This window comes from Pseudoalteromonas sp. S2721 (genome assembly GCF_005887425.1).
In the GTDB taxonomy this organism is placed as follows: Bacteria; Pseudomonadota; Gammaproteobacteria; order Enterobacterales; family Alteromonadaceae; genus Pseudoalteromonas; species Pseudoalteromonas simplex.
On sequence record NZ_PNCZ01000035.1, the window covers coordinates 41,677 to 54,568 of the forward strand.

Below are 12,892 nucleotides of genomic sequence, written 5' to 3' on the forward strand. Positions count from 1 at the left end.
ACACCTAGCTGTCTAAGAGGTCCGGTTGCTAAAACATCTCTTAAAACAACCTAAGCAATCAGAGTTACAAGAAATAGAGCATGTTAAGTTTCTTATTATTTTGAAGATTGCTTACTTTGCACTCGCAGTCCACGTTGTGCTAATTCCCGTTTTCGCTCACATTGGTGCAGCTACTTTGGCAATAGTAAATGTTCTAAGTGTGTGTGCATGGGCTGGGGGAATTTTTCTAATCAAACAAGGTTTAACCTCCTTAGCTCTTCGTGTGTTTTGTCTTGAAGTTGTTATTCACTCAACCATTGTTTGTGCAATGCTTGGCTTAGATGCAGGATTTCAATTTTATCTATGGACTGTGTCTTGCTTGTTAATGATCGACTATCAACTAACTCTAAAGCGAGCTTCTTTGTATAGCGTGTTAATGATCATTGCTTTTGCATTGTTGTATGTGTTTTTTTCAAATACAAACTACCCTTTTGCTTACTCTGAGCTGCTTCCCCATATTAAAATAATTAATATAATTATTGCTGGCTTACCTATGATTTATGGTATGGGTTTTATTAGAGAGATTACTCTTTCACAACGACTAGAGTTAACGGAAATGGCAGCCCGGGATCCTCTTACAAAACTTTTCAATCGCCGCTTTGCTAAAAAGCTAATTATGAATGCACGCAAAAATTGCATAAATAATAACACCCCTCTTTGCATGGCCATGGCAGACATCGATCAGTTTAAAAGAATCAATGATAATTACGGGCATGATAAAGGTGATACTATTTTAGTGAATATTTCACGACTCATCAGTGAATTCATGAGCGAGGATGATATTGCAGTTCGTTGGGGCGGAGAAGAGTTTTTACTAATACTTACTCAATCTAATGAACGCCAAGCCTTTGCAAAAATTGAAGCTTTGCGTACAAAAATAGCAGCATTGGAAGCTCACCCTGACTGTCCGGATTTAAAAGTAACTATGAGCTTTGGTTTAATCGAATGGCAACCCCTTACTCCCATAGAAAAAATGCTGCAGTATGCAGATTCAGCGCTGTATGAGAGCAAGCACTCTGGCCGTAATAAGACCACGATAGTGCATGCTCAAAGTACATTTTTTGAAAATGAAGATTAATTAATTGCCTCAATAGTAATGCTATGTGCAATCTCTTGCGGCAATAATGGCGTTAAACCATTACTGACATAATCGTTAAACCCGGCACGATAAAATTCTGACAATGGATGCCCAGATTGCCCACCCGGAATAGCCATAATCGCTTTATCTAAATGCCCTGGTTGAACAATAAAGCGCTGCGAAGCACCAAAACTACGCCCTTGTACTGAAGGCATAAAGGTATCACCAAACCCAGGCGCCGTAGGCATATTCAATAAGCTTTTAAGTACCGGTATTTGCTTGGCAAATGGGTGCTCAATCACTAACTCGTTGACCTTACCCCACTCCCAGCTGTGCGGGTTGTTACCGTACTGCTCGGTTAGTTTAGTGATAACGCGATCAAATGCAGCTAGCATTTGCTGATTCCAGTTTGCATACTCTGGGTTTAACCATGCTTCAGGCTGCGCTTCGATAAGTTGCCAAACAGCAGGCTCTAAGTCTCGTTTTACTGGCTTTAAGCTACTGTTGAGGGCTTTTAGCTTGTTCTCTAATGGACTAAATAAACCATTAATTACTTCACTGCGGTAACGCTTTACTAAGGTATAGCCAATTGAATCGCTACAAGCACACGCCTGCCAATTATTTAGCTCTTTTAAATACAGCGCATATTTATCGCCTGCGTTGCTGAGCTGATTGACCAGCAGTTTATGCCAAGCTGTTAAGAATCGAGCTTCATTATCATGTTGTAAGTCATAAAAATCTTGTTCGTTGAACTGTTGCTTTTCAAATAATCGATCGCGAATTTGTGCCGAGCGAGCCCCCATGGCATAAGCACCATTACCAAAGCGCTGGTCATCCTCTGCGGAAACAACGCGTGAGTTGCCCGTCCATAATCGGCCACTGTCTGGGTTTTTAACAAATGGACGCAGCGTTTCGTTTTCATGCCACGCTGCAGGATACGCTTGCTCAGCCACCGCTAATTGATGGGGCTCTTTACGGGCTGGAACGGCTCCCATATTCTTCCAAGCGGCGTTACCTTGATCATCAACAACCATCAAGTTTTGGACAGGAATACCCACTTCAGCCGCAAGCGCTAGTGCATCATCAACCGTACTTGCTTGCTCAAGCTTAAGTAATTCCATATCAACCGCATACTCATGGTGAGCAACCCAACTTAGTGCATATGGTTTGCCATTAATTTCTTTTACTGGGCCATATTCACTCATAGTTAAAGCATAATTTTCAATGCTGCCGTCATTGAGTAAGATGGGTTCATCTATCTGCCACGTTTTCTCTTTACTCTCAAGGGCTATCCAATCGGCTGTATCTAGGTAACCATTGGTGAATCCCCACGCTATTTTATTATTGGTGCCAACTACAATTGCTGGAGCGCCAGGTAATGACACACCGGTGATTTGCTGCATTTCACCATTGAGTGGATAATTGAGCTGGGCACGGTACCAAATGATTGGCACAGCAAATGATAAGTGCATATCGTCTGACAACATTGCAGCACCAGTTTCAGTTAACTGCCCAGTAACTGCCCAGTTATTACTACCAAGCTCCTTGCGCTCTGCAATCTCAGTCATAGCCCATTGAGCGTCTTTGAGATTTGGAATACCGCCGTTATAAGGTGCTAATAGGCTGTTATCGAGCGCCGCTTGATAAAGGCTAGGCTGAGTAATAAAGTCGATCATCGCCTTACCGTATAGATCTTCGATTTCGATTAGTGTTTTGTCGCGTTCAAAGGTAGCCGTTTGCAAATCTAAATACATACTAAAAATGATTAGTAAGCTGTCTTCACTTTGCCAAGGTTTTGCTTCAGCGCCAGTCAGTAAATATTCAAAACTATCGAAACCTACTTGCGCATAACCCTCATTAACCCCATTCGCGTAAGCTTTTAATAGCGCTTTATCTTTTGCTGGTAACTGCGCAACAGCAATCTGACTACGTTTGCGTAACTGATGAAAACGCATTTTTTTATCAAGCCCAACAGCAGCTTTACCAAATAATTCACTAAGCTCACCTGCGGCATTACGGCGCAGTAAATCCATTTGAAAGAATCGGTCCTGACCATGCGCAAAACCAAGAGCATAGGCTACATCTAAACGGTTTTCGGCATGAATAACAGCCTGCCCTAAAGTGTCTCGTTCAATCTTCACTGATTGCGAAATAGCGTCGCTTTTACCCCGGCCATCAAGAGCCGGTAAACTTAGATTTAATACACCATAAACAAGCCCTGTTGCGAGTAACACCACAACGAACAAACCTATTAATAACCATTTGATTATCTTGAACATGCCATTTACCCTTGCGCTAAAGTAACACTGTATTAACCTGCTATATTAACCTGAGTTTTGTGAAAAAATAGTGTTGCTATCCAAATATTTAAATTTAGTTTTCTTGATTAGCTGATGATTGTTAATTGCCTCAGAAATTGTCTATAGTAGGGAAATAGTTTAGAAATCAATCTTTCTCATGCCATTAGCAACTGAAACCGATAATAAAAAACTGCAAAAACTAAAGTTAGCCTTTTGGTTTTCACTTGCGCTAGTTATTGTAATTGGCTTAATCATCGATCAATTAAACTATAGCCGAGAAAAAGATGCATTCCGTGCTCAGGAGATTGCGCGAGTTAGCGCTTACCGTGCAAAGTTAGAGGCGACTCTAATCTCTAATATTCAACTTGTTCGCGGCCTTGCCGTCGCAGTTGCTGCTGAGCCAAATTTAAATCAAAGCCGCTTTTCTCAAATTGCCACGCCATTATTCGAAACCTCTTCAGAATTAAGAAATATCGGCGCTGCACCAAACATGATCATTCAGATGACTTACCCACTAAAAGGAAATGAGAAATCAATTGGTCTCAATTTTCTAGAAAACGCCGCGCAGCGAGACGATGCAATTAAGGCGCGCGATGAAAACAAAATTGTCATGGCAGGTCCCTTAGAACTAGTACAAGGCGGTCAAGCCTTAATAGCTCGCATGCCTATTTTTACACCACCAGAACAGCACTTTTGGGGATTACTTTCTGTCGTACTCGATATTGATAAAGTTTATAACAATTCGGGGCTTCTAGCTTTAAATAAGCACTACGACATAGCGTTACAGGGTCGCAACGGGTTAGGTGCTGAGGGGGAGTTTTTCTACGGAAATAGCGCTATTTTAAATGACACACCACTTAATTTTGGCATTAATTTCCCTGGCGGGAATTGGCGTATGTATGCTGTTCCGAAAGCAGGTTGGCATCCACCAAAATCAGCCATTTGGCCGTTACGTATCGCCATAATTATCGTATGTATATTATTTGCGGGTGCTTGTGTGTTCTTTTTAAAAATGCTCGAGCGCCAATACAAAAGCGAGCGAATGCTCGAAACAATGAGTAGCCTAGCAAAAGTAGGTGCGTGGTCATTTAATCTCGAGACCAAAGCTGTTTATTGGTCAGATATGACTAAACAAATCTTTAAGTTGCCACTCAATAAACAACCACAATGGCCAACCAATCTCGACTATTTTAAACCCGGTTACAGCCGTGACAAAATTCGCCACTTAATCGAAAAAGCGATAAAAGAAGGTGAAAGCTTTGAAACTCAAGTGCAAATAATCACTGTATCAGGCGAAGCTATCTGGGTTTTAGCGCATGGCGAATCTGAATATAAGAATGGCCGCTGTATCAAACTATTTGGATCATTACAAAACATAGATGCTCGCAAACGTGTTGAGCTTGAAAACAATAAAATTGCCTTGCACAACGAAATACTTGCCTCATTAACTGTTCACGAAGCCGTCTTAACGGGTAATTTAAACTTATCTAAGCATGTAATTGTAAAAGCGATATGCCAAGCACTAGAGGTTGATCGAGCAAGCATTTGGTTATTTAGCGAAGACCGACAAACGCTTAACTCGTTTGCTAGTCATGATCAAAATCAATCGCGTTTTAGTCGGGCAGTGTCGTTACAGCAAATAGAACACCCTAACTATTTTGATGCCATTAACAATAACGCCGTTATAAATGCGAGTGATGCATATCACCACCCGTTTACCAAGGAGTTAGCTAGCAATTATTTTGATCGCGCTGATATTCGCTCCATGCTTACTGCAATCATTCCGACTGGGAGTAAAAGTATGGGAGTGGTGTGCGCAGAGAACAGCGCATCAAGACGACATTGGAGTAAAAACGAGGAAAGCTTTTTAATTGCAGTTGCGGCACTTATTGGTAGCTTACATGCAAGCCAACAGCGTATAGAAACTGAACATCAGCTAGTTCAAGCGAAAAATGCAGCAGAACAAGCAGTAAAAATAAAAGGTGAATTTTTAGCAAGTATGAGCCATGAAATCCGCACCCCGATGAATGGGGTTATTGGCATGCTTAATATCATTAAACAAACAAAATTAGATAAACAACAAAGCCATCATCTTGAATTGGCACAGTCATCAGCAGAGTCATTGCTGCATATTATCAATGATATTTTAGACTTTTCAAAAATTGAAGCTGGTAAGCTCGATATCGAAAACGTGAGTTTTAATATATCTAAACTTCTAGGCGATACCATTGAATCATTTGCTATAAAAGCAGAGCAAAACAATACCAAACTGTTACTAGATGCAACTCATATCAAACGTGAATTTATCATAAGCGACCCAAATCGTATTAGGCAAATCATCAATAACCTAATAGGTAATGCAGTTAAATTCACAAAAGACGGTGAGATAGTCGTGATAGCCAAACTTGAAACTGCTGATAACGAGTTATATCTGAATTGCTCTGTTGTTGATAATGGCTTAGGCATAAAACCAGAAAAACAAGCAACTCTTTTTGATTCTTTTACTCAAGCTGATGCTTCAACTACCCGGCAATATGGCGGCACAGGCCTTGGTCTTGCCATTGTTAAACAGCTTTGTACTCTAATGGGCGGCGATGTAAATGTTGTCAGTTCTTATGGAGAAGGCAGCACGTTCAATTTCTCAATTAAAGTAAAATTTGACTACCAAAAGCAGCTGCATGAGCCAAGTCACTTAATTGATAAAAAACGCATTTTAATTGCTGACAACTGCAAGCTCAGTAGCAGCATTACTAAAAAACAATTGCAATTATGGGGAGCAAAAGTTGAAGTTATTGGCAATATGCCAAGCTTAATTAACCGTGCAGCCCACTCTCAAGAGCCACCTTGCGATGCAGTTTTTATAGATTACCAACTTTATATGCAAGCAGAACAATCAGAGCAACGAGCGTTCCAAAAATATTATAATAACAATGCATGTAAATGTATTTTAATGGCACCTATGAGCCTAACTGAAGAGCAATCTAAACAAACTTTAGAAGCGCAAAGTATTATATTTAAACCTTTAACCCCTTCAGACTTATTTAACTCTTTGGCTAACGAAAAGTACATTGAACAACAACAAGTAAATAAAGAACAAAGCATCGCTAAAATTTCCATACCAGCTTCGAGTACATCATCTCGCGTCTTATTAGTCGAAGACAATAAAGTTAACCAAGTGGTTGCTGGCGCCTTACTCAAACAAGCAGGTATTAGTTTTGACATTGCTGAAAATGGTCTTGAGGCAATAACAAAACTAGCAAATAATGAGGATGCCCCTTACGAACTAGTGCTAATGGACTGCCAAATGCCAGAAATGGACGGCTATCAAGCAACAAAGGCAATAAGATTAGGAAAAGCTGGCGAAGCACATCAGAAAGTCAATATTGTTGCACTAACTGCCAATGCAATGCAGGGTGACAAAGAACGCTGTTTAGATGCTGGCATGGATGATTATTTAACAAAACCCCTTAACTTTGACTCATTAAATAAAAAATTAGCAATTTGGCTAAGTGCAGCACATTAAAGAGAAATAAAATCATGCAATTATCATCGATACAACAACGCGTTATTGGCTGTTTACTCGAAAAGCAAAGTACAACACCCGAACATTATCCGTTATCTTTAAACTCCCTCACTAATGCATGTAATCAAAAATCTAACCGTGAACCGGTACTGTCTCTCACTGAGGCGCAAGTACAAGATACACTCGATGAGCTTATTGCATCACGCTTAGTAACTCTTGATGAAGGGTTATCAGGGCGGGTTAATAAATATGCTCACCGCTTTTGTAATACAGAATTTGGCAGTTTGCAATTTACTGAGCAGCAACGCGCCATTATTTGTTTACTGCTGCTACGCGGCCCACAAACACCGGGAGAACTAAGAACGCGCAGCAACCGCCTCGCTGAGTTTAGCAATGTCAATGAAGTTGAAGCCGCATTAAATGCACTCATTGAGCAAGAACATGTTGCACGCTTAGCACGAGAGCCAGGCAAACGAGAGAGCCGCTATATGCACTTATTTGTTGACCCAGACAGCATCACTGAGGATATGGCTGCTAGTGAGCCGATGCAGGATAACAACAGTGAAGTGCAACAATTACTGAGCGAAATCGAAGATCTTAAGCAGCAAGTCAACGAAATAAAAGCGCATTTAGGTCTTTAATAAAAACCGCGCCCATAACATAATGTAAAAAACGCTGACAACCACAACGAAAAATAGGAGCTCTACCATGCGTGCCGACATTCTGGCGGAAATGAAAGTCCAACCAACTATTGATGTAAAAGCACAAATCACCCGTCGCGTTAACTTTCTTAAAAGCCGACTTACTGCTGCGCACTCTCGCTCACTTGTATTAGGGATCAGTGGCGGTGTTGATTCATCAACCTGTGGCCGCTTATGCCAATTAGCGGTTGATGAATTAAACCAAGAATACAACACCAACAAATATCAATTTATTGCAGTTCGCTTACCTTATGGTGTTCAAGCAGATGAAGATGAAGCACAAATGGCTGTTGATTTTATTAAGCCAAGCAAGCGTATGACGGTTAACATTAAAGCGGCTGTCGATGGCATGCATGAACAAGCAATGGCCGCGGTTGTTGGTGGTGGTGCTGAATTACCAGAGCAAGCTAAAATTGACTTTATCAAAGGCAATGTGAAGGCACGCCAGCGCATGGTTGCGCAGTATGAAATTGCTGGTTTCTGCCAAGGCTTAGTGGTTGGTACCGATCACAGTGCTGAAAACATCACGGGTTTTTACACCAAGTTTGGTGACGGTGCATGTGATTTAGCGCCGTTATTTGGTTTATCAAAGCGTCAAGTTCGTGCACTTGCTGAGCATTTGGGAGCACCAGCAGTACTGGTAAATAAAGCCCCAACGGCCGATTTAGAGTGTGATCGCCCAGGTCTGACTGACGAAGAAGCGCTAGGCCTCACTTACGATCAAATTGATGATTTCTTAGAAGGTAAAGACGTCAGCAATGAAGTCGAAGAAAAGCTAACAGCAATTTACTTACGTACTCAACATAAACGCCAAGCAATCCCAACCGTTTACGACGAGCTTTAAGGGTAGTTTAAACATTGCGAGGGCAATAATAATTGCCCTTTTCTACTCCTCCCGCCCCCCTTAGCAATATTCAGAACCTTCAATCACTGATTATCAGCTTCACAAAATGATCTGGAACATCATGCCTGACGTAAAAGTTAGCAACATGATTGCAGTAAAGATGAAATAGTTCTGTAATTTGGTTTATAGTTGTTACAGTAAATACATTATATTTCAAATCAAAAATCTAAGGTTTTATATTAGCTTATGTCATCGCCCATCTTAATTACCGGCGCAGGCCAACGTATTGGACTCGCTCTGGCCGAGCACTTATTATCGCAAGGGCAAGAAATCATAGTCACTTATCGTACCCGCCATGCAGCAATTGATGTGCTTGCAGGCAAAGGCGCTATTTGTATCCATGCAGATTTTAATAGTGACCAAGCTATCGGGCACTTTATTGAAGAATTAAAAGCGCATACCAACCAGCTCAAGGCAATTATTCATAATGCATCTAGCTGGGATTGCGAAGCAAATAATCACGATTACGCTGACCTATTTGATAACATGATGCGTATTCATGCCAAAGCGCCCTATTTAATTAATTTAGCAGCCTCTGACTTGCTACTGCATTATCAGCAAAACAGTGGCCAAGCCGCAGATATTATTCATTTAACTGACTATGTTGTTGAAAAAGGCAGTCCTAAGCACCTTGCTTATGCAGCAAGTAAAGCGGCGCTTGATAATTTAACAAAGTCATTTGCCGCTAAATTTGCACCGGCCATTAAAGTGAATGCTATCGCTCCCTCGCTGATCATTTTTAACGAGCACGATAGTGACGAGTACAAAGCCAAAACATTAAAGAAATCGCTAATGGGCATTGAGCCCGGCTGCGCCGAGATTATTAACAGCGTAGAACTAATACTAAGCAGCCAATACATCACAGGTCGTTCTATGCCTGTTGATGGTGGCAGACATTTAAAATAACGAATTACTGAGAAAGCTATGCACGATGATTTAAAAAACAGTTACCAACAAATAATTACTGCGGTAGGTGAAGATCCTGCTCGTGAAGGATTACTCGACACACCAAAGCGCGCTGCAAAAGCAATGGAGTACCTGACTAAAGGTTATCGTCAAACATTAGACGAGATCACCAACAATGCGGTATTCACTTCAGACGCCGATGATATGGTTTTAATCCAAGACATTGAGCTTTACTCTATGTGTGAACATCACTTATTACCGTTTGTTGGCCGCTGTCATATTGCTTATATTCCTAACGGCAAAGTACTTGGTTTATCGAAGTTTGCGCGAATTGTTGATATGTATGCGCGTCGTTTTCAAATTCAAGAACAATTAACTCATCAAATTGCTAAAGCGGTTGAAGAAGTAACTGGTGCGAAAGGTGTTGGCGTAATCGTTGAAGCAAAACACATGTGTATGATGATGCGCGGCGTTGAAAAACAAAATTCAAGCATGCGTACATCAGTTATGTTAGGTAACTTCAGAGCCGATCCAAAAACCCGTAACGAGTTTTTACAACTAGTTAGAGGGTAATGATGGCCAACGCAATTATTAATGTCACTAACCTCAGGCTACGAACCTTTATTGGTTTTAATCCTGAGGAACGTGAGAAAAAACAAGATGTAGTGATTAACTTAGAAATCCACTACCCTGCAGATCAAGCCTGTGAAACTGATGCGGTTGATAAAGCGCTAAACTACAAGACTATCACCAAAGAAGTGATCAGCCTTGTAGAGGAAGGCCACTTTTTGCTGTTAGAAAAATTGGTTGCTGAGATTTTAGCAATTTGCCACCAGCATCAAAGTGTTCACTATGCCAAAGTGCGCGTTGATAAACCGCACGCGCTGCGCTTTGCAGATTCAGTATCACTGACTCTTGATTGGCAAAAAAGCTAGAATAAGAATTTATCAAGCCCTACCGCAAAGGCAAGCACAGCTAAATAACGTGCGCCTTTGCCTAGGGTCACAAGTAACAAAAAGATTGGAAACTTAACCCTAAAAATTCCGCCAACTACCGTTAACGGGTCGCCGACAATAGGCAGCCAAGCAAACATCAAACTGTAAATACCGTACTTATTAAATTGCTGCTCAGCTTTATCTATCGACTTTTGTGAAACGGGAAACCATTTACAGTCTTTAAATCGCATGACTTGTGTGCCCAGCCAATAATTAACACAGCTCCCAAGCACATTGCCCACGGTTGCACTTAGCCATAATAGCCAAAGTAGATAATCACCACAGGCTACCATAGCGGTCATCACTAATTCTGAAGAGCTAGGTAATAGGGTAGCTGCAATAAATGCACTGAAGAATAACGATAAGTAGGCCATAAACATCACATAAAAAAGCTCAGCAAACGGCTGAGCTTTTATTATATGGCAATCAATTTATTTTATAAATTCAATCGCCATTGGGTAATTTACTTCTTTACCATCGTTGGCTTTAATCGCCGAGACTACCACCATAATCAATGAGAATAACGCTACCAATGGCAACAAAATCACACCAACGACAACAAACATCAGCATAAAGCAGACAATGTAAGCAATCATCATGGTTAATTGAAAGTTTAATGACTTGCGACCATGCTCAGCAACGAGCGGCATTTCTTCTTTTTTTACAAGCCAAACAATCAAAGGTCCAATCACTGAGCCAAACGGAAAAAGTAAACCAGCTAAGGCACTTAAGTGACAAAACATTGCCCAAGTGCGCTGGTCTTTATCTGCCACAATTATTTCAACTTTTTGATTATCATCCATTTTAAATTCCTTGTTATGGGTCTATTTGTCTCTTTACTATAAACCTTAATAGCATTTTACCCTAGCTAAATTGATTAAATTTAAAACTCTCAACCAGCAAAAAAGCTGTAATCAATGCCGTGATAAAAATGTGATAACTTCGTGAAGGTTTTTGGATATTGCTATTCGATACTGATTTTGAATCATCAAAAACAGGAATCTCACATGAAAGCTTTACCTTTAACTTTGTTCGCTGCATGCGCAGTAACTAGCCTTACAAGCCAAGCAGCTGAGCTTGATATAAAACTGACTAACCTCACGCAAGGTTTACACTTTACCCCTATTCTCATTACGGCTCACAACAGTGACAGTAAACTCTTTAGCGTTGCTATGCCTGCTTCTACAGCACTACAGACAATGGCTGAGGGTGGTAATCTCGAGCCATTAATGAGTGAAGCCACAGCTGCAAACAGTGACATGGTTGCTAACCCAGCTGAAGGCCTATTGGCGCCAGCAAGTTCAACGATGGCGAGCTTATCTACCAGCGATGGCAATAATTACTTATCGCTCACAGCCATGCTGCTGCCTACCAATGATGGCTTTGTGGGTTTAGATAGTTGGATGATCCCAACAGAAGCTGGTACCTACACTGTTTATCTCAATGCCTATGATGCAGGTACCGAAGCCAATGATGAGCTTGTTGTTGAGGGTTCAGGCATGCCGGGCACGCCAGGTATTCCAGCTGCACCGGGCGGCAATGCGGGTATGAATGGCAGCGGCGTCACTAGTAGCGAAACGAATATGATGGTGCATATTCATCCGGGTAATTTAGGTGACGACGATTTAGAAGCAGGTATGAGTGACCTTGATAACACGGTACACAGATGGTTAAACCCAGTTGCGATGCTAACAGTTACGGTTAAATAGGAGGTTATTATGCGCTTTTCAAAAAGCTTAATTATCCTCGCATTAAGTGCCGGCCTTGCGGCCTGTGGGGATTCAGATAATAACGAGGTGGAAGTAACAGATCCTGTAACGCCCGCTATGAGCTATGAATTTACCGTACATGTTACAAACTTAACCAATGCCCAACCTTTATCACCGATTGCAGCCATTGCTCACACTGAGGGTATGCTTTGGCAAATAGGCGAACCAGCCTCAGCTGCCCTCGAATTAATGGCTGAAGGAGGAGATAACAGTGAATTATTAGCGGCTGATTTTAATATGAATTCAAGCTCAGCTGAAAGCCCACTTCTTCCTGGTGAGCAAGTCACTTTAATGCTGAGTACTGAGCAGCTTGATTCATTAAAAATCAGCTTAGCGACCATGTTGGTGAATACAAATGACGCGTTTACCGGTCTGAATGCTATAGACGTGTCTTCGTTAGCGGTAAATGAGTCACTGTCACGTACTAGTTTTGCCTATGATGCAGGCACCGAAGCTAACTCTGAAGCAGCTGGGACAATCCCCGGCCCTGCTGATTCTGGCGAAGGTTACAACGAAATGCGCGACGATATTGACCGTGTTGCAATGCACCCAGGTGTGGTCAGCCAAAATGATGGCCTGACAAACTCAGTGCTCACCAGTCAGCATAAGTTTGATAACCCGGTTGCTCGGTTCACGATAACGCGGACGCAATAATAATCGCACTCCTTACACCGAGG

12 protein-coding genes are annotated in these 12,892 nt (G+C 41.5%); 9 read left to right on the forward strand and 3 right to left on the reverse strand.

The genetic code is table 11. The features are described from left to right. Positions 1-25: 25 nt before the first annotated feature. Positions 26-1,117 (forward strand): GGDEF domain-containing protein, encoded by a 1,092-nt coding sequence (locus CWC02_RS13665; RefSeq protein ID WP_138618778.1) that lies wholly within the window; start codon positions 26-28, stop codon positions 1,115-1,117. On the opposite strand, the gene CWC02_RS13670 is transcribed toward CWC02_RS13665, so the two are convergent. Then, positions 1,114-3,396, reverse strand: a complete 2,283-nt coding sequence (locus CWC02_RS13670; RefSeq protein ID WP_138618780.1) for a penicillin acylase family protein — start codon at positions 3,394-3,396, stop codon at positions 1,114-1,116. The two genes, CWC02_RS13665 and CWC02_RS13670, sit on opposite strands and share 4 nt — an antisense overlap. 178 nt (positions 3,397-3,574) lie before the next feature. Between CWC02_RS13670 and CWC02_RS13675 the strand changes: the two genes are divergently transcribed. The 6 genes from CWC02_RS13675 to folX all read left to right on the forward strand — a co-directional run bounded on the left by CWC02_RS13675 (position 3,575) and on the right by folX (position 10,386). Then, entirely contained in the window at positions 3,575-6,940 is a 3,366-nt protein-coding gene (locus tag CWC02_RS13675) for an ATP-binding protein (RefSeq protein ID WP_138618782.1), read from the forward strand. 14 nt (positions 6,941-6,954) lie between these two features. Continuing rightward, positions 6,955-7,581, forward strand: coding sequence for a YceH family protein (locus tag CWC02_RS13680; RefSeq protein ID WP_054554641.1), 627 nt, complete (start codon positions 6,955-6,957; stop codon positions 7,579-7,581). Positions 7,582-7,648: 67 nt separating this feature from the next. Next, positions 7,649-8,485: an NAD(+) synthase gene (gene nadE / locus CWC02_RS13685; protein ID WP_138618784.1), complete on the forward strand. Its 837-nt coding sequence runs from the start codon at positions 7,649-7,651 to the stop codon at positions 8,483-8,485. A gap of 246 nt (positions 8,486-8,731) precedes the next feature. Continuing rightward, the gene (gene folM / locus CWC02_RS13690; protein WP_138618786.1) at positions 8,732-9,451 is read left to right on the forward strand and encodes a dihydromonapterin reductase; all 720 of its coding nucleotides are present in this window, start codon (positions 8,732-8,734) and stop codon (positions 9,449-9,451) included. Between the two features lie 18 nt (positions 9,452-9,469). Further along, positions 9,470-10,024 carry a GTP cyclohydrolase I FolE gene (folE, locus tag CWC02_RS13695; RefSeq protein ID WP_054554638.1) on the forward strand — a complete coding sequence of 185 codons (555 nt, stop codon included), beginning with the start codon at positions 9,470-9,472 and terminating at the stop codon, positions 10,022-10,024. A 2-nt stretch (positions 10,025-10,026) separates the two neighbouring features. Further along, complete coding sequence (folX, locus tag CWC02_RS13700) at positions 10,027-10,386, forward strand: dihydroneopterin triphosphate 2'-epimerase (protein WP_054554637.1); 360 nt, start codon at positions 10,027-10,029, stop codon at positions 10,384-10,386. Here the strand turns inward: folX and CWC02_RS13705 are convergent. Continuing rightward, positions 10,383-10,820 carry a YqaA family protein gene (locus CWC02_RS13705; RefSeq protein ID WP_138618788.1) on the reverse strand — a complete coding sequence of 146 codons (438 nt, stop codon included), beginning with the start codon at positions 10,818-10,820 and terminating at the stop codon, positions 10,383-10,385. The two genes, folX and CWC02_RS13705, sit on opposite strands and share 4 nt — an antisense overlap. Before the next feature lie 57 nt (positions 10,821-10,877). Beyond that, positions 10,878-11,249 (reverse strand): DUF4870 domain-containing protein, encoded by a 372-nt coding sequence (locus CWC02_RS13710; RefSeq protein WP_138598947.1) that lies wholly within the window; start codon positions 11,247-11,249, stop codon positions 10,878-10,880. A gap of 204 nt (positions 11,250-11,453) precedes the next feature. On the opposite strand from CWC02_RS13710, the gene CWC02_RS13715 reads away from it, so the two are divergent. Further along, positions 11,454-12,155, forward strand: a complete 702-nt coding sequence (locus CWC02_RS13715) for a spondin domain-containing protein (RefSeq protein WP_138618790.1) — start codon at positions 11,454-11,456, stop codon at positions 12,153-12,155. A 9-nt stretch (positions 12,156-12,164) separates the two neighbouring features. Then, positions 12,165-12,869, forward strand: coding sequence for a spondin domain-containing protein (locus tag CWC02_RS13720; protein WP_138598945.1), 705 nt, complete (start codon positions 12,165-12,167; stop codon positions 12,867-12,869). Positions 12,870-12,892: the final 23 nt, after the last annotated feature.

Coding starts and splice junctions, on each gene's coding strand:
- CWC02_RS13670 (WP_138618780.1), bottom strand. CDS start 3,396: ATGTTCAAGATAATCAAATGGTTATTAATAGGTTTGTTCGTTGTGGTG.
- CWC02_RS13675 (WP_138618782.1), top strand. CDS start 3,575: ATGCCATTAGCAACTGAAACCGATAATAAAAAACTGCAAAAACTAAAG.
- CWC02_RS13680 (WP_054554641.1), top strand. CDS start 6,955: ATGCAATTATCATCGATACAACAACGCGTTATTGGCTGTTTACTCGAA.
- nadE (WP_138618784.1), top strand. CDS start 7,649: ATGCGTGCCGACATTCTGGCGGAAATGAAAGTCCAACCAACTATTGAT.
- folM (WP_138618786.1), top strand. CDS start 8,732: ATGTCATCGCCCATCTTAATTACCGGCGCAGGCCAACGTATTGGACTC.
- folE (WP_054554638.1), top strand. CDS start 9,470: ATGCACGATGATTTAAAAAACAGTTACCAACAAATAATTACTGCGGTA.
- folX (WP_054554637.1), top strand. CDS start 10,027: ATGGCCAACGCAATTATTAATGTCACTAACCTCAGGCTACGAACCTTT.
- CWC02_RS13705 (WP_138618788.1), bottom strand. CDS start 10,820: ATGGCCTACTTATCGTTATTCTTCAGTGCATTTATTGCAGCTACCCTA.
- CWC02_RS13710 (WP_138598947.1), bottom strand. CDS start 11,249: ATGGATGATAATCAAAAAGTTGAAATAATTGTGGCAGATAAAGACCAG.
- CWC02_RS13715 (WP_138618790.1), top strand. CDS start 11,454: ATGAAAGCTTTACCTTTAACTTTGTTCGCTGCATGCGCAGTAACTAGC.
- CWC02_RS13720 (WP_138598945.1), top strand. CDS start 12,165: ATGCGCTTTTCAAAAAGCTTAATTATCCTCGCATTAAGTGCCGGCCTT.